Below are 18,830 nucleotides of genomic sequence, written 5' to 3' on the forward strand. Positions count from 1 at the left end.
GCGGCTCATGGCAGGGGTGTCAGCGGAACAGCGCCGATCCGAACCAGTCGGCCGGGCTCCCGACACCGGGGAGCGTGAAGAAGTACCCGCCACCCGTCGGTGAGATGTAGTCGACCAGCGGCTCGCCCGCCAGCCGCTGCTGCACGGTCTGGAACTGCCGTGCCACGTCCTGCTGGTAGCAGCAGAAGATCAGCCCGACGTCCAGGTTGCCGTCGGTGTCCAGGCCGCGGTCGTAGTTGTAGCCGCGGCGCAGGATCCGCTGGCCCGCCGACTCGGGGGTGCGCGGGTTGGCGAGCCGGATGTGCGCGTTCATCGGGGTCAGCAGGCCCTGGGAGTCGGCCCCGTAGTCGGGGGCGTCGGACTCCTTGACCCCGTCCAGCGGCGCGCCGGAGTCACGGCGGCGGCCGATCATCCGCTCCTGCTCGTGCAGCGAGACCCGGTCCCAGAACTCGACCAGCATCCGGATGATCCGCACCACCTGGTAGGAGCCGCCCTCCACCCAGGCCGGCTCGCCGTCGGCGCCGCCGTGGGTCCAGAGCACCGAATCGGCCACCGCCTGGTTTCCGACGTCGGGATTGGCGATGCCGTCCTTGAAGCCCAGCTGGTTGCGCGGGGTGCCGGACGGACGCGGGGCGGCGTGGAAGCCGTCGGCCTTCCAACTCGGCTGCATACCGCCGCGGGTGTGCCTGGTGATGTCGCGCAGCGCGTGCATCGCGGTGTCGCGCGAGTCCGCGCAGATCTGCAGCGACAGGTCGCCGTGCAGCTCCTTGGAGTTGACCAGGTCGTCGTCCGGGAACACCGGCATCTGCACCAGCCGGGCCGGTTTGCGGGCGGCGAGCCCGTAGCGGTCGCCGAAGAGCGAGGCGCCCACGCTCACCGTGACCGTCAGCCCGTCGGCGGGCAGCACGGGCCCGAGCGTCGCACTGTCGGTGGGCGGCGAGGCCAGGTCGGTGGCGGGCACCGGGCCACCCGCCGTCAGCACCCGGGTCCGCTCGGTCAGGGTCCGGAACAGGTCCTCCAGCGCGGCCCGGTCGGGCGCGATGACATCGAACGCGACGAAGGACGCGGCGGACTGCTGCGGCGTGGTGATACCCGCCTGGTGCGGGCCGTGGAAGGGGATACGCCGCCCCGACGGCCCCGGGCCGGGCTCGGCGGCGGCCGCGAACGCCCCGGCCAGCGCGCCCGCGCCGACGGCGGCACCCACCGTGGCACCGCGCAGGAAGGCACGCCGGCGCAGCGGCTGCGCCGGCGCGGGCGGGACCGCCGGTGCGGGTGGGAGCAACGGGGCAGGCGGGACCGGCGGCTCGGGCGTCGTCATGCGTGGTTCCTCGGGGTGAGCAGGTTGGGCAGGACAGCCAGCTCCTCCAGGAGCTGACCGAGGTCTCCGTCGAGGCGCCGGCGCTGCGCCGCACCGAGGTTCGAGGATGCCGTCCAGGAGCCGTCCTTGGCCCGGTAGGCGGTCACCTCGCCGTCGTAGGAGGGGAGTTCCCGGTTCAGCCGGTCGAGCAGACCGGGGTCCCGGGGGCGGATCACGGGAGCGAGGATCTCCAGGACCTTCTCGGTCCCCTGGATGTTGGCGTCGAGCGTGGCCAGGGTGGTGCCGCTGCCGTAGTCGGCGATGCCGTTGAGCTGGAACTGCAGCGAGTTCTCCAGGATCTCGTGCACGCGCAGCGAGAGGTCGCCCGGGTCGGTGTCCTCGCTGGGGAAGTCCTGGACCAGACCGTCGATGTCCGTCACCAGCCGCTGGGTGACCGGACGCAGCCGGTCGGCGCTCCAGCCGTGCCACAGGCCGTACTCCACGGCGAAGAAGCCGGTCCAGTCTGGGGTGTCGACGCCCTGGGGCAGCCCGTTCGCCAGGCCGTTCAGGGAGGTGTCGAAGTTGCCGAAGGAGTTGTAGGCGGCGCCGAGGCGCTCGTAGTCCAGGTGGGCGGTGAGCCAGTCGGCCTTGGCGGCGGCCAGGTCTCCGCCGGCCACGTCGGCGTCGAGCGTACGTCCTGCGGTGAGCAGCCCGGGCAGCGCGGCCTTGACGTAGTCGCGGTAGGCCTTGACCGGTGCGCCCATCTCCTTGTCCGGCATGGGCTGGTAGCCGGCCACGGCGCCGGACGCGGTCCCGGCCACCGTCACGGGACGGGTGGTGAGCACCGGACCGCTGGAGAAGACGCAGCGGACGGCGTACTGACCACCCGTCAGGGTGGTGGCCAGCGGCAGCGTCCGGCCGGGGCCGAGCCAGGGGATCTCCGCGTAGGCCAGGCTCGCGTCGGGCGAGACCAGGTAGAGCGTGGCGAAGACCTTGGAGTTGTTGGTGACGCTGAAGGAGAGCGGCCCGGCGGGCAGCTTCTCGGGAGGTGTGCCGCAGGTGGTGGTGTCCACCTGGAGCCGCCCGCCGGGTGGTGCCGGGGCGCTGCCGTCGGCGGGCGCGGAGCCGATCACGGCGGTAACGCCCAGCAGGAGCAGCCCGGCCACCGCAGGGCGCAGCCGCCGGGTGGCGGCGGCCCGCGGTGGCGGACTGTCCTCCGGATCGGCCGAGGGGGTGGGTGGGATTGGCTCCGGCATGGTGTGGACTGGTCCTTCGAACGGGCGGGCGCGTCCCGGCCCGGGGCGGCGGCCGACGACGGCCGCCGCCCGTGCACGAGGCCGGGACTCCTGGACGGTGGTGTGGAGCCGGTCGGTCTCAGTTCCAGATGTCGGTGATCGGCGCGGCGGACGCGCTCTGGCCGACCGGGGCCAGGCCGTACATCTGCTCCAGGGTGGCGAGCACGTTGTAGTGGTTGATGGTCTCGCTGTACTGGCCGGGCTGGACGTGCGCGCCGAAGAACAGGGTGGGGATCTGGTTGCTCTCGGTGTAGTCGTCCTCGTCCCAGGTGACGACCAGCAGGCTGTTGTTCTGCTGGGCCCAGGTCGCGTAGTCGGCCAGGTTGTTCTGCAGCCAGGAGTCGCCGTCGGCGATGGTGCCGTCGTGCATGTCGTCGTCGAGGTTCGGGATCACGAACGACACGGTGGGCAGCGTGTTGTAGTCCGTGGGGAACGAGGAGAACGGCAGCGAGTCGGCGGCCGGGACGTTGCTGAAGTTGACCCACGGCGAGTGCTTGCGCGCGTAGCCGCCCGAGCTGCAGCTGGTGGAGCCGGTCCTCGGCAGGCCCTCCGAGTACCCCTTGAAGGTGCGGCCGGAGGCCAGCAGTTCGGAACCGAGGTTGGCCTTGTTGCCCTCGTTGACCGGGCAGGCGTCGGAGCTCAGGCCGAAGGTGCTGCCGCCGAACAGCGCCATGTAGTTCGGCTCGCTGGGGTGGGTGACACCGAACGAGGAGGTCATCAACGCGCCCTGGGACGCCAGGGAGTTGATGTAGGGAGCGTCGGAAGTGTCGCCGATGACGTCGTCGAAGGAGTGGTTCTCCTCCATCACGACCACGATGTGCGCGGGAGTGGGGACGGTGCCGGCCGTCGCCGCGGCGGTGGCCGAGCTGTGCGGAGCCAGGGCCAGGGATGCCGCAACCGCAGCCGCCGTGGCGACAGCGGAGAGCCCGGCGAAACGCGACCTCGAACGCATGGAGACTCCAGGGGAGGACGAGCCGGTCGTGGTCGCCGGCTCATACGGGAGGTGGGGGAGCTTGCCGCACGGGCCTCGTGGCGGAGCTGCGGACCGGTGCGGGGGCGGCCGGGCGACGTGCGCCCGGCCTCGGTGCCGCGTACAGCATTGGGGTCGCAGGTGCCTTTCAGTTGTCGGTGGACTGGCGAGTCTGTGAACTTAGCAAGGAGACGGCGGTTCGGGTGCGAGTCGGGTCAGATTTACCGTCATCTGGCAGAAAAAGCAGGAGAATTGACGACTGACCAGGTGTTTTCGATCGCAGCGCCCCGTGCGGATCCGGGGGGTGTGGGGGTGGGGCGTCCGGGTCAGTGCTGGGTGCCGGATCCGGTGCCGGGCTGCGGGACGAGGCGGAAGGCGTCGCCGCTCCGGCGGACCAGGCCGCCGGTGGGACGCGGGAAGTGGCTGCCGAGCAGCAGGGTGTCGGTGTCGGCCAGCTGCTCCAGCAGGCGGGCGCGGGTGCGGGCGGCCTGGGCGGGGTCGATGTCCACGCAACTGCCCACGGCCGGTTCGGCCAGCTGTACCGGGTGGTGCACGCAGTCGCCGGTGATGACGGCGGACCGGCCGCCGCTGCTCAGGACGACGGCGACCTGGCCGGGAGTGTGCCCGGGGGTGGGGAGCAGGGTCAGGCCGGGCGCGATCTCGGTGCCCTCGGGGGCGACGTCGACCAGGTCGAGGAGGCCCTGCTCGTGCACGGGCCGGACGGAGTCGTCCAGCATCTGACGGCGGCTCTCCTCCAGCTCGGCGCCTGCCCAGTAGGCGTGCTCCGTACGGGCGGTGAGGTAGCGGGCGTTGGTGAAGGTGGGCTGCCAGCTGCCGTCGGCGGCGGGCCGGGTGTTCCAGCCCACGTGGTCGGCGTGCAGGTGGGTGAGGATCACGAGGTCGACGTCCGACGGCGCGAAACCGGCGGCGGTGAGCCGCTCCAGGTAGGGCGTGTCCAGCTGGTGCCAGGCCGGGTTGGCGCGGGTCTTGCCGTTGCCGATGCCGGTGTCGACCAGGACCCGCAGCCCGCCGATCTCCAGCGCGAAGCTGTGGACGGCGAGCCTGAGTCCGCCGTCCGGACCCGCGAAGTCCGGCCGCAGCCAGGGGTGGCGGGCCACCACCTGCGGTGTGGCTTCGGGCAGTAGCCACGGACCGGTGGCGGCGGGCAGGGCGATCTCGTCGATGCGGTGGACGGTGATGTCACCGATCTCCCAGCGTGACACGGGTGACTCCTCGGAAGGTGGCGGAAGGCTCGGCACGGTGTGCGAAGCCGGTTCCGAGCCAAGCAGACCGGGGCGTCAAAAGCAAATAATTAGCCTTTAGCGTCCCGCTGTCCTGGCGCCCCTCAGCTGCTCAAGGATGTGCGGCAGTCGGTCCGCAGGGAACTCGCGCCGTGCCCGCATGGCGTGGAACGTGTCGACCGGCAAGTGGAAGTACGGTTCGTCCAGGATCGTGAGCAGCTCCCCGGCGATGCTCGACTTGCCGGAGCTCGATGTGCCGTTCAGGAAGATGATCAGCCCGCCGGGCCGGTCGTCGTCCGCCGAAGTAGCCACTGTGCGTTCCCCGTTCCCCGTCCCCTCGCCCTGCCGGTACCTGATCATGATGCCTGCCCGTGGCCCCGAGGTTCACCCCGGGGGCTGCAACAGGGAGGGCGGATTGAGCAGGGGGTCGGGACGCGCCGGAAGCCGGATTCGTGTACCCGCGCACGTGGACGGCTGTCCGGACGGCCGAACCGCACGGCAGCAGAGCATGCCTGATCGATCGTCATGTCAACTGTCCGGGTGCGGTGCCGGACCGGAATACCGGTGCGGCTTCGCGGGTACCCGCCCTGGACCGGCCCGATCGGAGGACTCCCGTATGTGCCGTCTGTTCGGCATGAGCAGCAGCCCCAGGCGCACCCGCGCCACCTTCTGGCTGCTGGACGCTCCCGACAGCCTGAGCGACCAGAGCCACCGCGACCCCGACGGGACCGGCCTGGGCTTCTTCGAAGCCGACGGAACCCCACGGGTGTACAAGAAGCCCATCGCGGCCTACGAGGACCGCGCCTTCGCCGAGGAGGCCAGGCAGGTGGAGTCGGCGACCTTCATCGCCCACATCCGCTTCGCCTCCACCGGCAGCCTCCGGGGGCGCAACACCCACCCGTTCGTGCAGGACGGACGCCTGTTCGCGCACAACGGCGTCATCGGAGGTCTGGAGCAGCTGGAGGAGCACCTCGGCGAGGACCGTGCCCTGGTCCAGGGGGACACCGACTCCGAGCGCTTCTTCGCCCTGATCACCCGAGAGACCAGGGCCAACGGCGGCGACGTCACCGCCGGCATCACGGAGGCGGCCCGCTGGGTCGCCCGGAACCTGCCCCTGTACGCACTCAACCTGATCCTCACCACCCCCGACGAACTGTGGGCGCTGCGTTACCCCGACACCCATGAGCTCTACGAGCTCCAACGCCACGCCGGCGGCCACCACGGAGACCGGCACCTGGACCACAGCGGCACCGGCGGCCGGATGCGCGTCCACTCCCGGGACCTCCGGGACGTCGCCACGGTGGTGGTCGCCAGCGAACGCATGGACGAGAACCCCCACTGGCAGCTGATGGTCCCCGGTGAGCTGCTGCACGTCGGACCGGACCTCCGCCTGACCCGCCGGATCGTCCTGCCGGAGGCGCCGGTGCATCCGCTCAGCCTCAGCGATCTGCGTCCCGAGGCCGCCGCCTCGCAGAAAGCCGCCTGACCCGCCCGACCCGCCCGCCGAGGCCGGCACCCCCTGCCCGAGCCGGCCTCGGCGCCTCCCGCTGTCGCCGCTGCCGCTGCTAGCTTCCGCCGGCGCCGGCCTCCGCCGGTGTCCGCTTCGTGCGGCGCCTGCGTCGCCGACGCTCGCCCCGCGCCAGGCTCCGGACCCCCTCCAGCCACTCGAACCGCTGGCGGTTCGCCACGGAGGCCCGGTCCAGTTCCTCCATGAGGCGTCGCGACCGGTGGTCCAGGTCCAGCTCGTCCAGGATCCGGTCGATCTCGGCCAGCAGCGAACCGTGCAGCTGCCAGGCGTGGGGGTGCTCCTGGACCTGCCGCAGCAGCATCTGGGCCACCGTGTCGCGGCTGTCCCTGGCTGCGGACAGCTCGGCGGCCAGCCGGCCCTCCGCCTCCTCGGCGCTGTGGCTCACCTGGGTGGTCACCAGCACGGCGAAACTGACCAGCGCCCCGCCGACGTGCACCAGCAGCTCCTCCAGGGCCAGGGCCACCTGCGGCGGGAAGAGGTCCTCGTCCCGGTCGCGGCGCTTGGCCAGGTCGGTGAGCGAACGGGCCATCACCCGGACGACGACCACGCAGATCTCCAGGGTGTCCAGACCGGTCCGCAGCACCAGCCTGGGGAGCTGGCCCTCCCGGATCCGCGGGTTCAGGCGCAGGCTGTCCTCGGCCTGGCGCAGCGCGCCGTCGACGTCGGTGATGGCCTGGTCGAGGCGGCGGGCCTCGTGCAGCCGGGCGGCGGCGCTCTCCACCGTGGTGGGGCCGCCCAGCTCCTCGGCGATGCGGACCAGCAGGTGGCGGGTCCGGCGGGCGAGGTCCTCGATCGACTCGCCCGCCGTGTCCACCCACACCGGCGGGGCGAACAGGAAGTTGAAGAGCAGGCCGACTCCGGCCCCGATCAGGGTCTCCAGCACCCTGTCCCACGCCTGGGACGCCAGCCGGGTCACCCCGAGCACCAGCATCGCGCTGATCGCGACCTCGTTGACGAACTCGTCGACCCGCACGAAGTGCCCGATCGTCAGCGACGCGAGGATGATCAGTCCCAGGCTCCACCAGGAGAGCCCCATCACCGAGCTGAACCCGATGGCGATCAGCACCCCGACCACGACCGAGTTCACCCGGCGGATGCTCGTGGTCAGGGTGGAGTAGAGGGTGACCTGGACGACCAGCAGCGCGGTCAGCGGTGCGGTCAGCGGAGCCGGTTCGCTGCTCAGGTGCACCGCGACCGCGTAGGACAGCGTGGCAGCCACGGTCGCGCGTACCGTCAGGACGACGACGGGCTCCTTGAGGCGGCGTCGGACGGCTTGGGTCGGCGTCTCGCGTGCAGCAGGCATTTCCTCCTTGTTCCCACTCAGGTGCCGCACTCACCTCTTGCGGTGAGTGCGGCACCTGGATGGTCAGCCGGAGGACCGGAGGCCCGGCTGCCTGAAACGCCTCGCTACGTCTGCGGATGAGGGTGCGGCCGGCCCCGTGTGCCGTTGGCGGCCGCCGCACCGGAGCCCAGCTTCCGGATCCGGGAGCGCAGCTGGATCGCATGGACGATCTCGATCAGGCCCAGGACGATCAGCCAGATACCGGCCACCAGGGTGAGTGCCGCGATCGACCGGAACGGCGAGACGATCAGCACCACACCGGCTATCGCGGTGATCACCCCGAGGAACACCTGCCAGCCACGGGCCGGCAGCGCCGGGCTGGAGATCGCCACCGTGGTCAGCATGACGCCGCGCAGCAGCCAGCCGAAGCCGATCCAGAGCGCGAGCAGCAGGATCGTCTCGGCGGCCCCTCGGAAGCAGATCAGGCCCAGGAGCAGGAAGAGCGCGCCGCTGACGAAGTGCAGCGCACGCAGGTGGCCGGGCACATGGTGACCGAAGGCCGCGGTCAGCTGGAACACGCCGCTGATCAGCAGGTAGATGCCGAAGAGGACACCGACCACGAACAGCGTCGCGCCCGGCCACACCAGGACGAACACACCGAGTGCCACGGCTGCCACACCCGCTGTCAGCAGCACCTGCCAGGTGGCGTTGGCCAGCGCGCCCAGCGCGCCGCCGTACGGATCGATGCCGTGCCCCTCCAAGGGCCCGGTACCCGCCGCCGTCCCGGTGCCCTGTGCGGCACCGGCGCGGGACGGCTCGCCGGCGCCCTGCGGCCGGTTGTCGCGCGGGTCGGCACCGGACGGGATTTCGGATGAAGAGCTCATGGCCCGCACCTGCCTATCTCAGTTCCGGGACACTGCTCTCCATCGTCACCCGCTGGGAGCAATCCCGCCTGTCCTGCGACGGCGTGAAGCGGGATCGCCGCACGGGGGCCTGTGGGTGCTGCCGCCGGACCGGACGCCGCTCCGGAGCGTCGTGCGGCTGACGCGAGGTCAGACGGCGGGCTCAGCTCTCCGGGTCGGTCTGGTCGGCCGCGTCGTCCTCGGTGCGACCGGCCCGCCAGTAGCCCATGAAGCAGACCGCGCGGGCTTCGAAGCCTCGCTCCCGGACCAGGTGGCGGCGCAGTTCCCGGACGGCGGCGGCCCAGCGCGAGCCCGGACCGACGTCGCCGTGCAGGGCGACGTCGATGTCGATCTCGTCCGGGTCCCGGCGCTGCGCCCGGACGGTGTAGGTGCGCAGCGTGGGACGTTCGTCGACCGGCATCTGCCGCCACGCCTGGTACCAGGCGAAGTCGCCTTCGTCGGACGGGAGTTGCGGCTCGTGCTGGCCGGGCAGCGGGAGCAGCGGCTTGATCCGCTGGTCGAGTCCGCCGTTCACGAAACCCGTCAGATCGTCTCCGGCGAGCGTGATCCTGACGATGTGTGGCGCGACCAGGGAGGTTCTGGCGACTGAAGCGGGAAGAGGCGGAAACGAGCTGGAGCGGCGACGGCAGTCAGGACGGGCTCCTTCCACGGGGCTGGGCCGGGCGGTGGTCCGGGCGCGGCGAACGCCGACCTGGACCACATTGGTCAACTTAGCCTAACCTAAGTTAACTGTCTTCTGGCTGGCCGTATGCCGGACCCGCCCCGGGGCGCCCCCGGCCGGGCGCCGTGGGTCGGTCAGCGGACCGTGATGTCTCCGTCGGGAACGTCCTCGACCGTGACCTTCTCCCGGGGCTGGCCGAGACCGTGTGCCACGGCCTGGGCGATCCCGTCGGGGTCGGGCTTGACGGGGTACGGCACCTCCTCGTCCGGGCCGTAGCTCTCGATCGCCTTCACCAGGTAGCCGGGGTCCCAGGCGCCGACGGCGCCCCTGACCTCCACCGCGCTCACGCGCCGGTCCCCGACCTGCTTCCGCAGGGTGGCGAGGATCTGGTCCGACCGGTACTCGCCGGGGACCTGGAACAGGCTGGCGTGGGTGCCCACCAGGCCGCCGCCCCGCAGCCGGACGGTGATGGTCAGGCAACTCGTCACGCTGGGATAGAGGATGCTGCCGCCCCGGCCGACCTCGCGGACCTGCCCCTCGGTGATCCGTACCTGGAGTGCCTGGACTCCTCGGCCGTCGACGGCGGGTGCAGGTGTGGGGGCGGGCGCGGGTACGGCTGCAGGTGCGGCGGCGACGGTGTGCGGTTGCCCGGTCGCCTGGGCCTGCGCCGCAGTCCCGGTGGCGCACTGGAGCGCCAGTACTGCCAGCACGGCGGTCAGGGAGGCGGCAGTCGGGGCCGTTCGACGATTCTGGCGGATGGACACAAGAGCTCCTTCTGGTCTGCTCCGGCGGATACTACGGCCACGACGGCACCGCCGCGAAGGCGCGCTATTCCCCGGCTCCCAGGCCCAGTGACCTGCTGCTCTGTCAGTGTGGCTTTGCTGCAACCGGGTTGGCGCCGCCCCCGGGAAACTGATGCCGACTCAGAACACTCGCTCCGTGAACAAGGGGCTGGTGGTCCAGGGCACGACGGTCAGGGTCCCCTACGACAAGCAGGTCCCGGGACTGCCCGCCCAGCCGGGAGCCGGCGGCGGCTACCTGGCGCCGAACCTGGTCTCACAGGTCTGGAACAAGTACGGCAACGGCCTCAAGGGACTGATGACCTGGTCGATCAACTGGGACGGGTCGAAGGGCTGGACGTTCGGCGACAACGTCAAGGCCCTGCAAGGTCGTTGATCCCGAGCGGCGGCCCGCCCCGCCCGTGCTCAGCGGCCGCGCGGCAGGCTCGCCAGCACACCGAGTGCGAGTGCGGCCACCACGGCGGCGAAGACCGTCCCGGCGGTGCGCAGCCCGATGTGGCCGATCAGCACGCCGACGCCGATCGCAGGCAGCGCCAGCATCGCGTAGATCACCGCGAACAGGGCGGAGAACGTCTGCCCCCGTACGGCCGGTTCGGTGCGCCTGGTGACCAGTGCGATGCCGTCGCCGAGCGCCAGGCCGGAGGAGAGCCCGACGGTCACCGAGGCGGCGACCAGCGGCGCGGCGGACGCGGTGAGCATCGCGGTGGCGAGCAGCACGGCGGCCGTGACCAGCCCCAGGCAGGCGATCGGCAGGACTCGGCGGGGAGTCGGCACCCGGGCCAGGAGCTGGCCGGTGCCGACGCAGACGAAGGCCAGCGAGACGGTCGCTCCGGACAGTGTCGGGACGCTGAGCTTCAGCAGCAGGTCGAAGAAGAGTCCGGTGGTGGCGGTGAGCACGCCGAGTACCGCGAAGCCGGACCCGGCCGCCAGCGCACAGCGCACGAACGGCACCCGGATCTCGGCGGGCACCCTGGGCAGTGCGAGGGCGATCAGTCCCCGGCCCGAGCGCCGGGGGACGGTCTCCGGGACGGTGGCCAGGAGCAGCAGGGTGAGCAGGACGAGGGCGGCGACGACGATCCAGACCAGCCGCAGCGGCGCGGGTGCCCATTCGGCCAGGCTCCCGGCGAGCAGCGGGCCGCTGGCCAGGCCGCCCATGTTGGCCGCCAGCGCGATCCGGCCCGCCCTGACCTGTTCGCCGGGCGCGGCGAGTTCGGTGAGGTGGGCGGTCGCCGCGCCGGTGACCAGCGCGGCGGCCAGACCGGAGAGCACCCGCCCGACCAGCAGGACCACCAGATCGCCGGCGGCCAGGAAGACCCCGGCGGCGGCTCCGGCCAGCAGCAGCGAAACGGCGGTGACCGGGCGCCGTCCGAGCCGGTCGGAGAGCGAGCCGAAGCAGAGCAGGCCGAGGACCACGCCGAGCGCGTAGACCGCGAAGGCGACCGTGACCATCAGGTCGGAGAAGTCGAACGCCTCCTGGTACCGGGGATAGAGCGGGGTGGGGACGGTGGTGCCCACCATGACGGCCCAGAACGCGGCGGCCACGGTCGCGGTCGCCTCGCCGCAGCGGCGACGGGACGGCCGGGAGCGGGAGGCGGTGCTGTCGGAGGTCATGGGACTCCTGCGGTCGGACCGTCGTGCGAACGGGCAGTCACCAGGCAGTGAACCACCGCGCGCGGCAGCCGTGGTCCCACAACACCCGGACGACGGTACGGGCGGGCGTCGTTCACCAACTCGTGAGCCGTACTCGGCTGCTGAGCGGAGGTCCGCCGGACAGACCGCCTCCCTGAACTCGTCCTCGTCGTTCGCCGACAGCGGCGACTGCCCGTCGCCACCCGCAGGGGCGCGCTCCGCCTCCGGCGCAACGCGCAGGAGGTCGGCTGCGCACTCCCACGCCGCTTTGATGCTTCCATAGGTGCGCCCGGCTCATCGGCGACGCAGCGCTGATCACCCGTCAGCAGAGAGGCATGGGATGGCAGAGCAGCTGGATGTCCTTCGGGACGGCGGCGCGACCGGTGGACGAGTGCGACCGGCGGTCCGGACGGGGTCGATGGTCCTGGGCTGGCTGCGCACCACCGACCACAAGACCATCGGCAACATGTACCTGCTGACCGCGTTCGGGTTCTTCCTCTTCGCGGGGGTGCTGGCGATACTGATGCGGGCCGAACTCCTGGAGCCCGGACTGCAGTTGCTCAGCCGGGACCGGTACAATCAGCTGTTCACCATCCACGGCACCGTGATGCTGCTGCTCTTCGCGACGCCGACGTTCGCCGGGTTCGCCAACGCGGTGATGCCGTTGCAGATCGGTGCGCCGGACGTCGCCTTTCCGCGTCTGAACGCCTTCACCTACTGGGTGTTCCTGTTCGGCGGGCTGATCGTGGTGAGCGGGTTCCTCACCAGCAACGGGGCGGCTTCGTTCGGCTGGTTCGCCTATGCCCCGCTGAACGGGGCGGTACGCAGCCCGGGAGCCGGCGGCGACCTGTGGGCCATGGGCCTGGTGGTGGCCGGGATGAGCACGATCCTCGGATCGGTCAACTTCATCACCACGATCGTCTGCCTGCGGGCGCCGGGGATGACACTGTTCCGGATGCCGATCTTCACCTGGAACGTCCTGTTCACCTCGGTACTGGCCCTGCTGGCGTTCCCGGTGCTGACCGCGGCCCTGTTCGCGCTGGAGGCGGACCGCAAGCTCGGCGCCCACGTCTTCGACCCCGCCAACGGCGGTGCGATCCTGTGGCAGCACCTGTTCTGGTTCTTCGGGCACCCCGAGGTGTACATCGTGGCGCTGCCGTTCTTCGGGATCGTCTCGGAGATCCTCCCGGTGTTCTCCCGCAAGCCGGTCTTCGGGTACTACGGACTCATCGGCGCGACCATCGCGATCACCGGGCTCTCCGCCGTGGTGTGGGCGCACCACATGTTCGCCACCGGGCAGGTGCTGCTGCCGTTCTTCTCGCTGACCTCGCTGCTGATCGCGGTGCCGACCGGGGTGAAGTTCTTCAACTGGGTCGGCACGATGCGCTACGGCTCGCTCTCCTTCGAGACCCCGATGCTCTTCTCGATCGGATTCCTCGTCACCTTCCTGCTGGGCGGCCTCACCGGTGTGCTGATCGCCGCGCCGCCGATCGACTTCCACGTCACCGACAGCTACTTCATCGTGGCCCACCTCCACTACGTCCTGTTCGGCACGGTGGTCTTCGCGACCTTCGCCGGTTTCTACTTCTGGTGGCCGAAGATGACCGGCCGGATGCTCGACGAGCGGTGCGGAAAGCTGCACTTCTGGCTGCTGTTCCCGAGCTTCCAGGCGACCTTCCTGGTCCAGCACTGGCTCGGCGCGCAGGGCATGCCCAGGCGGTACGCGGACTACCTGCCGTCCGACGGATTCACCACCCTGAACGCGGTCTCCTCGATCGGCTCGTTCGTCCTGGGGCTGTCGACGCTCCCGTTCCTGTACAACGTCTGGCACACCGCCAAGTACGCCGGGCGGGTCACCATGGACGACCCCTGGGGGTACGGCCGCTCGCTGGAGTGGGCGACCTCCTGCCCGCCGCCGCGGCACAACTTCCACGCCCTGCCGCGGATCCGCTCGGAGGCGCCGGCCTTCGACCTCCACCACCCCGAGTACTCGCGGGCCGCGATGGAGGCGCTGGAGTCGCACGAGGGGATGGGCAGCCGATGAGAGCCGAGAGCGCGCTGTTCGCCGGGGTCGCGGCGTTCTTCGCGGTCACGGGTGCGCTGTACGGGTGGCTGGCGGCCGAGCCGGCCGGGACGGTCGCGCTGACCGTCGCCTTCCTGATGTCCGGCCTGCTGGCGCTGTTCTGCTGGACCCAGCACGTCAAGCGGGGCGAGCGGCTCCAGGACCGTGCGGACATCGCGGTCGTCGAAGGGGCCGGGCCGCTCGACTTCTTCGCGCCGCACAGCCTCTACCCGGTGCTCTGCGCCCTGGGGGCGGCGCTGTTCGGGCTCGGCGTGGTGTTCGGCGTCTGGCTGGTGCTGATCGGCTTCGGCGTGCTGGTCCCCGGGACGGTGGGATTCGTCTTCCAGTACGGTCAGCGGGAGCGGTGAGGGCTCACGGCTGCCGCCCGGTCGGCACGGTCTCCTCGTTCTCCGGCCCCTCCTGGCTCTCGGGGAACTCGACCCGGTCCCGGTAGTACCAGGAGCTCAGCGCCGCCCGCAGCCGTGCGCGTCGCGAGGCGCCCGCCGCGGGCCGGGGCAGCGGACGCGGCACGGTCCTGGACACCAGGGTGAACCGCTCCCGAGCGCTGATCGGGTGCGAGGCGGCCGTGAATCCGCCCTCGACCGACTCGTCGACGAACCCGCTCTCCTCGCCCTCCGCCAGCCGCTCGCGGTCCGCCTGCTGGAGCGCCAGGCAGAGCCGCTTGGTGACCCAGAACGCCACGACCGGCACGACGAACAGCAGCGCCCGCAGGACCCGGTCGAGTCCTTCCACCGACAGCGCGAAGGTGCGGGCGATGAGGTCCTGGCCCCCGGCCAGCAGCAGGACCACGTAGCAGGAGAACCCGGCCACCCCGAGACCGGTCCGCGTCGGCCGGTTGCGCGGCCGGTCGCACAGGTGCTGCGGCCCGTGGTCGCCGGTGACCCAGCGCTCCAGGAACGGATAGGCGTAGAGCGCGACGAAGAGGACGAGCGGGAAGAGCACGGCCGGCAGCAGCGGATTCCAGGCGACGGAGTGGCCCCACAGCCGGGTCTCCGTGCCGGGCATCAAGCGCAGCGCGCCCTCGATGAACCCCATGTACCAGTCGGGCTGCGCGTCGGTCGACGCCTGGTCGGGGCGGTAGGGCCCGTACCGCCAGATCGGGTTGATCTGGCCGATCGCCGACAGCAGCGCCAGCACACCGGCGACCATCGCGAGCAGGCCGTTGGTCTTCACCAGGAACAGCGGGTACAGCGGTTTGCCGACCACGTTGCGGTTGCGCCGGCCGGGCCCGGCCCACTGGGTGTGCCCGAGGGCGAACACCAGCAGCAGGTGGAGCGTGATCAGGCCCGCCAGCGCCCCGGGCAGCAGCAGGATGTGCGTGGTGTACAGCCGGGGGATGATGCTCTGCCCGGGGAAGTCGCCGCCGAACAGCAGGGAGCTCAGCCAGGTGCCGACCAGCGGAACCGACAGGACGAACCCCTGCGCGGTCCGCAGCCCGGTCCCGGACAGCAGGTCGTCGGGCAGTGAGTAGCCGGCGAAACCCTCCAGCAGCGCGAGCTGGAAGAGGGTCAGTCCGACCATCCAGTTGACCTCCCGGGGACGGCGGAACGCGCCTGTGAAGAAGATCCGCAGCAGATGGGCGCCGATCGACGCCGTGAAGACCAGCGCGGCCCAGTGGTGGATCTGCCGGATCAGCAGTCCGCCGCGGACCTCGAAGCTGATCGCGAGCGTGGAGGAGTACGCCTCGCTGACGAGGACCCCGTGCAGCGGGGCGTACGGTCCGGTGTAGACCGTCTCGGCCATCGACGGCCGGAAGAAGAAGGTCAGGAACACCCCGGTGAGCAGCAGGAGCACGAAGCTGTAGAGCGCCAACTCGCCGAGCAGGAAGGACCAGTGGTCCGGAAAGATCTTCCGGAGCAACCCCCTGAGCCCGTCGAACAGCGGGATCCGGCCGTCCAGCGCCACGGCCTGGCGCCGGAGGGACCGCCGGGTCCGCCCGGCAGGCCCGGGCCTGCTCCGCAACCGCACCATCACGACTCCCGTCCACGACCGACCGTTCCGCACAGCCATACCGTGAACTCCCCGACGCTCTCGGCCGGACGCGCTCGGCGCCCTGGCCTTCACTCGTTTGCACCGGACCGTCCGTCCTGGGCGGTGGCCGGGGTGCGGGCGTGAACGACTCGAGGTGGTCCAGCCGGACCGACCGGCTCTCGGGGGCGGCCTCCCACTCCCGCACGGCCTGCCGGAGTGCGGTCAACTCACCCAAGCCACTGGTGAGTTGGTCCAGCAGGTGGTCGAAGTCGTCCCAGTGTGCGTGCGTCGGCAGGACGAAGCGCGGGTGGTCCAGGCGGTCCGGCAGGCGTGGCACGTGGTCGTGGACGGACCTGCCACCCGGGCTGGATCATCGCCGGATCAGGGTGCCAGGGTTCAGGGCTTCCGTGCCGAGCCTGCACGCGGAACGTGCTTCAGCCGGTCGCCGCCCGCGAGCAGGGCGTCGGCGAGCGAACGCACCGGACCACGGGCGGCCCGGCGTCCCGAGGTCAGGACGAACTCGGTCTCGCCGAGGTCCGGCAGCGCGGGCTGCTGCGGCAGTGCGCGCAGGCCCGGCGGGATCAGGCCGCCGGCGTGGGCCATCACACCCAACCCGGCCAGCGCGGCGGCCCGTACGCCGGACAGGCTGGTACTGGTGCAGGCGATCCGCCACGGCTGCCCGGCCGCTGCCGAGGTCAGACGCGGAGGTCGCGCCGCCGTCGGCCGGCCGGCTGTCCGGTGTCGTGGGAGCGTGCCAGCCGGTCCATCGCGAGGAGGAGCTCTCCGAAACCGCCGTGGGAGTGCGGGCGTACGCGTCCTGAGGTCACCACGGGGTGGTCCTCCGAGCGGTGGACGCGGTAGCCGGCCGTCTCCAGCGCTGAGACCAGGGCCCGGTCTTCTCCCACCGCCAGGGGACGGAACCCGCCGACCGCCCGGTAGGCGTCCGCGCGTACGGCCAGGTTCGCTCCGTGGACGTGCGGGTGGGCGGCCAGCGCGAGGTGGCGGGCGTGCCGGTGGGCTCGGTAGTGGTGGTAGAAGTACCGGGCCGTCCCCGGCGGGTGCCCGGACCAGTCGTCGACGTCGACCGTTCCGGCGACGGCGTGCCACCCGGCGGCGGCCTGCGCCAACTGGTCGGCCAGCCAGCCGCCGGGGACCACGGAGTCCGCGTCGGTGTGGGCCAGCCAGACGTCCTCCGCCCGCAGCTCGCCGGCCGGAGCGAGCAACCGGGCGAGGGCGAGGGCGCTGCCCGCCGCTCGGGCCGTGCCGGCACTGTGGGCCGAGATCTCCAGGACGTCGGCCCCCAGCCTCCGGGCGACCTCCACGGTGGCGTCCCGGCAGCTGTCGGCGGCCACGAAGACCACGACCGGAACACCCCGCAGGTCCCGATGCCCGGCCGCCCGGCCCACCGCCTCCAGGCACGCGCCGATCAGCCGCTCCTCGTCGTGGGCGGGTACGACGACCGCGACGGCGCGGATCACCACTGCCCCCTGGCGATCGCGACCGACCGCCGCCCGATCACGGCCACCGGCCCCGGTGAAGCCCGGAGCCGTCGGCCGGCTGCGCCGCCGAGCACCGGAGCGGCAGGAGAGTCGACGTCCGTCGGCAGCCGGTTCGGTCGGGAGGCCCCGTGCGTGCAGGGCCGGGCGCCGCGCGGTGCCGACGGAGCCGGACCGCTGGCTCCGCTGCCCCAGGGGCAGGTTCCTCGTCGGGTGCCGAGGGTGTCACCCGGGAACGGCAGGCCGAGTTGATCGCACTGCCGGGGGCCGTCTGGGTGAACCCGGAGGCGCCGGCCGGTCGCCGCCCGTCCGGATCGTCGGCGCAGGTACCGCCCCGCCCGGCGGCAGGCGGACCGCCACCGGCCGTCGGAACGGCCGCAGTCGGCTGCTCAGCCGCCATCGGGGCCTCCTCGCTCGACGTGGTGCTGCCGGTCACAGCTCCTCCCTCCATGCGGATCGCCTCCCGCAGGCCCTGGAGCGCCTTGCGCGCCTTGCCAGCCTGCTGTTCCAGCATCGCCGCAGCGATCGCATCGAGCTTGTGCTGGACGGCGCGCTCGGACCGCCGCTCGGCGTTCTTGGGCAGCGCCAGCGGCAGGGTGACGGCGCTCGTCGCATCGCTGACGAACAGCTCGTCTGCGCCGCGCACGCGGATCGATGGCGGACGGTCGGCGGCGAGTCACGAAGAGCGGCAGGCTGAAAATCGGCCAGCGCCTAGTCGGGCACGGCCTCCTGGGCTCCCGGGGGACCGTGCAGGACGAAGCCGGGCACGGTACCGAGGAGCAGCAACAGCGGGATCAGGGCGACGAAGCCGAAGTAGGTGACGAGAGCGGCGAGCAGTCCGCCGGGGTCGTCCCCGTACCTCTTGATCACGCCGAACAGGAAGGCCGGTGCGGCCCGGCGCTGCTGCGCGCGGCGACTGCGCGGAGACTCCGCTCCGACGGGTTCACGGCCGTTGTGCGGAGGTCAGTCCTTGGCGATGTCCTTGACCTTCTCTCCGGCCTGCTTGGCGTCGCCGCTCACCTTGTCGGCCTTGCCCTCGGCGGTGAGCCGCTTGTCGCCGAGCGCCTTGCCGGCGGCTTCCTTGGCGTGGCCCTTGGCCTTCTCGGCCATGTTCCTGACCTTGTCCGCGCCACTCATGGTTGCCTCCTCGTCTTCGGGACGGTCACTGGGTGGGCACCTGCCCACATCCGGGCGGGTCATGCGGGAGAACCGGCCGGCTCTCACTCGTAGGGCGGCAGCTCGACGTTCTCGATGCGCACCACGCGCACCGCCCGTTCCCCGGTCGACAGCCCGAGTTCCTGGTCGAGTGCCCGGGCGATCAGGTCGCTGTGCGGGTCGTCCCCGACGTCCGGTTCGGCCGGCGGGCTGTCCGGCTCGTCCTGGGGGCGGCGCCCGCCCCCCGGTCCGCCGGGCTGCGCGTGGCCGGACGTCTGGGCAGGTCCGAAGGGCCCGTGGGGGTGCTGCGACGGACGGTTCTCGGGTGTGCGGTTCATGGCGACTCCTCCTGGTGGACCGGCCGGGCGTGTGCCCGCGGGATCGGCGGCGAAACACCGGCGGAACGGTTCTGCCCCGGGTGCCCGGGGCGGCCGGCAGCCGCTGATCGCGCCCCGGGTCCGTCATACCCCCGGGGCCGCCTGCCGGGCCACCGGGCCGG

General features: G+C 71.8%; 19 protein-coding genes and 1 pseudogene. 4 read left to right on the plus strand and 16 right to left on the minus strand.

The annotated features are described in order from the left end of the window. Window positions 1-19: 19 nt before the first annotated feature. The 5 genes from efeB to UK12_RS04730 form a co-directional block, all read right to left on the minus strand. A complete protein-coding gene (efeB, locus tag UK12_RS04710; RefSeq protein ID WP_082119303.1) occupies window positions 20-1,318 on the minus strand; it encodes an iron uptake transporter deferrochelatase/peroxidase subunit in 1,299 nt (432 codons plus the stop codon). Continuing rightward, the gene (locus tag UK12_RS04715; protein WP_052681538.1) at window positions 1,315-2,553 is read right to left on the minus strand and encodes an EfeM/EfeO family lipoprotein; all 1,239 of its coding nucleotides are present in this window, start codon (window positions 2,551-2,553) and stop codon (window positions 1,315-1,317) included. The genes efeB and UK12_RS04715 overlap by 4 nt, the downstream gene beginning before the upstream one ends. Before the next feature lie 118 nt (window positions 2,554-2,671). Continuing rightward, window positions 2,672-3,544 (minus strand): alkaline phosphatase family protein, encoded by an 873-nt coding sequence (locus tag UK12_RS04720; protein ID WP_045299829.1) that lies wholly within the window; start codon window positions 3,542-3,544, stop codon window positions 2,672-2,674. Window positions 3,545-3,888: 344 nt separating this feature from the next. After that, complete coding sequence (locus UK12_RS04725) at window positions 3,889-4,785, minus strand: MBL fold metallo-hydrolase (RefSeq protein WP_197084564.1); 897 nt, start codon at window positions 4,783-4,785, stop codon at window positions 3,889-3,891. 96 nt (window positions 4,786-4,881) lie between these two features. Next, window positions 4,882-5,115: a chloramphenicol phosphotransferase CPT family protein gene (locus tag UK12_RS04730; protein ID WP_231591045.1), complete on the minus strand. Its 234-nt coding sequence runs from the start codon at window positions 5,113-5,115 to the stop codon at window positions 4,882-4,884. A gap of 304 nt (window positions 5,116-5,419) precedes the next feature. On the opposite strand from UK12_RS04730, the gene UK12_RS04735 reads away from it, so the two are divergent. Then, the gene (locus UK12_RS04735) at window positions 5,420-6,289 is read left to right on the plus strand and encodes a class II glutamine amidotransferase (protein ID WP_045299832.1); all 870 of its coding nucleotides are present in this window, start codon (window positions 5,420-5,422) and stop codon (window positions 6,287-6,289) included. Between the two features lie 79 nt (window positions 6,290-6,368). On the opposite strand, the gene UK12_RS04740 is transcribed toward UK12_RS04735, so the two are convergent. The 4 genes from UK12_RS04740 to UK12_RS04755 form a co-directional block, all read right to left on the minus strand. Next, a complete protein-coding gene (locus tag UK12_RS04740; RefSeq protein ID WP_045299834.1) occupies window positions 6,369-7,634 on the minus strand; it encodes an FUSC family protein in 1,266 nt (421 codons plus the stop codon). A 104-nt stretch (window positions 7,635-7,738) separates the two neighbouring features. Then, window positions 7,739-8,497, minus strand: coding sequence for an HdeD family acid-resistance protein (locus tag UK12_RS04745; protein ID WP_082119304.1), 759 nt, complete (start codon window positions 8,495-8,497; stop codon window positions 7,739-7,741). A 181-nt stretch (window positions 8,498-8,678) separates the two neighbouring features. After that, the gene (locus UK12_RS04750; protein WP_442973772.1) at window positions 8,679-9,236 is read right to left on the minus strand and encodes a siderophore-interacting protein; all 558 of its coding nucleotides are present in this window, start codon (window positions 9,234-9,236) and stop codon (window positions 8,679-8,681) included. Window positions 9,237-9,331: 95 nt separating this feature from the next. Then, window positions 9,332-9,961, minus strand: a complete 630-nt coding sequence (locus UK12_RS04755) for a hypothetical protein (protein ID WP_197084565.1) — start codon at window positions 9,959-9,961, stop codon at window positions 9,332-9,334. A gap of 175 nt (window positions 9,962-10,136) precedes the next feature. Between UK12_RS04755 and UK12_RS04760 the strand changes: the two are divergent. Beyond that, a pseudogene (locus UK12_RS04760) lies at window positions 10,137-10,373 on the plus strand (chitinase); the annotation flags it as partial. A gap of 29 nt (window positions 10,374-10,402) precedes the next feature. Here the strand turns inward: UK12_RS04760 and UK12_RS04765 are convergent. Beyond that, window positions 10,403-11,608 (minus strand): MFS transporter, encoded by a 1,206-nt coding sequence (locus UK12_RS04765; protein ID WP_045299838.1) that lies wholly within the window; start codon window positions 11,606-11,608, stop codon window positions 10,403-10,405. Window positions 11,609-11,966: 358 nt separating this feature from the next. On the opposite strand from UK12_RS04765, the gene ctaD reads away from it, so the two are divergent. After that, window positions 11,967-13,670, plus strand: coding sequence for an aa3-type cytochrome oxidase subunit I (gene ctaD, locus UK12_RS04770; RefSeq protein WP_082119305.1), 1,704 nt, complete (start codon window positions 11,967-11,969; stop codon window positions 13,668-13,670). After that, window positions 13,667-14,056: an aa3-type cytochrome oxidase subunit IV gene (ctaF, locus tag UK12_RS04775; protein WP_045299842.1), complete on the plus strand. Its 390-nt coding sequence runs from the start codon at window positions 13,667-13,669 to the stop codon at window positions 14,054-14,056. The genes ctaD and ctaF overlap by 4 nt, the downstream gene beginning before the upstream one ends. 4 nt (window positions 14,057-14,060) lie before the next feature. Here ctaF and qcrB read toward each other — a convergent pair whose 3' ends face one another. The 6 genes from qcrB to UK12_RS04805 all read right to left on the minus strand — a co-directional run bounded on the left by qcrB (window position 14,061) and on the right by UK12_RS04805 (window position 18,669). Next, entirely contained in the window at window positions 14,061-15,614 is a 1,554-nt protein-coding gene (gene qcrB, locus UK12_RS04780; RefSeq protein WP_197084566.1) for a cytochrome bc1 complex cytochrome b subunit, read from the minus strand. Between the two features lie 462 nt (window positions 15,615-16,076). Further along, on the minus strand, window positions 16,077-16,283 hold the full coding sequence (locus UK12_RS40895) for a hypothetical protein (protein WP_052681541.1): 207 nt from the start codon (window positions 16,281-16,283) through the stop codon (window positions 16,077-16,079). A 92-nt stretch (window positions 16,284-16,375) separates the two neighbouring features. Beyond that, window positions 16,376-17,158, minus strand: a complete 783-nt coding sequence (locus UK12_RS04790; protein ID WP_052681557.1) for a glycosyltransferase — start codon at window positions 17,156-17,158, stop codon at window positions 16,376-16,378. A 729-nt stretch (window positions 17,159-17,887) separates the two neighbouring features. After that, window positions 17,888-18,046 (minus strand): hypothetical protein, encoded by a 159-nt coding sequence (locus UK12_RS39410; protein ID WP_156178536.1) that lies wholly within the window; start codon window positions 18,044-18,046, stop codon window positions 17,888-17,890. A gap of 93 nt (window positions 18,047-18,139) precedes the next feature. Further along, window positions 18,140-18,313: a CsbD family protein gene (locus UK12_RS04800; RefSeq protein ID WP_045299849.1), complete on the minus strand. Its 174-nt coding sequence runs from the start codon at window positions 18,311-18,313 to the stop codon at window positions 18,140-18,142. 83 nt (window positions 18,314-18,396) lie between these two features. Then, complete coding sequence (locus tag UK12_RS04805) at window positions 18,397-18,669, minus strand: hypothetical protein (protein WP_045299851.1); 273 nt, start codon at window positions 18,667-18,669, stop codon at window positions 18,397-18,399. Between the last annotated feature and the right edge of the window lie 161 nt (window positions 18,670-18,830).

This window comes from Saccharothrix sp. ST-888 (assembly GCF_000955975.1).
Lineage (GTDB): Bacteria > Actinomycetota > Actinomycetes > Streptomycetales > Streptomycetaceae > Kitasatospora.

Excerpts from the sequence above, each read along its gene's own strand:
- efeB (WP_082119303.1), bottom strand. The coding sequence starts at position 1,318 with ATGACGACGCCCGAGCCGCCGGTCCCGCCTGCCCCGTTGCTCCCACCC.
- UK12_RS04715 (WP_052681538.1), bottom strand. The coding sequence starts at position 2,553 with ATGCCGGAGCCAATCCCACCCACCCCCTCGGCCGATCCGGAGGACAGT.
- UK12_RS04720 (WP_045299829.1), bottom strand. The coding sequence starts at position 3,544 with ATGCGTTCGAGGTCGCGTTTCGCCGGGCTCTCCGCTGTCGCCACGGCG.
- UK12_RS04735 (WP_045299832.1), top strand. The coding sequence starts at position 5,420 with ATGTGCCGTCTGTTCGGCATGAGCAGCAGCCCCAGGCGCACCCGCGCC.
- UK12_RS04740 (WP_045299834.1), bottom strand. The coding sequence starts at position 7,634 with ATGCCTGCTGCACGCGAGACGCCGACCCAAGCCGTCCGACGCCGCCTC.
- UK12_RS04745 (WP_082119304.1), bottom strand. The coding sequence starts at position 8,497 with ATGAGCTCTTCATCCGAAATCCCGTCCGGTGCCGACCCGCGCGACAAC.
- UK12_RS04765 (WP_045299838.1), bottom strand. The coding sequence starts at position 11,608 with ATGACCTCCGACAGCACCGCCTCCCGCTCCCGGCCGTCCCGTCGCCGC.
- ctaD (WP_082119305.1), top strand. The coding sequence starts at position 11,967 with ATGGCAGAGCAGCTGGATGTCCTTCGGGACGGCGGCGCGACCGGTGGA.
- ctaF (WP_045299842.1), top strand. The coding sequence starts at position 13,667 with ATGAGAGCCGAGAGCGCGCTGTTCGCCGGGGTCGCGGCGTTCTTCGCG.
- UK12_RS40895 (WP_052681541.1), bottom strand. The coding sequence starts at position 16,283 with ATGGCCCACGCCGGCGGCCTGATCCCGCCGGGCCTGCGCGCACTGCCG.
- UK12_RS04800 (WP_045299849.1), bottom strand. The coding sequence starts at position 18,313 with ATGAGTGGCGCGGACAAGGTCAGGAACATGGCCGAGAAGGCCAAGGGC.
- UK12_RS04805 (WP_045299851.1), bottom strand. The coding sequence starts at position 18,669 with ATGAACCGCACACCCGAGAACCGTCCGTCGCAGCACCCCCACGGGCCC.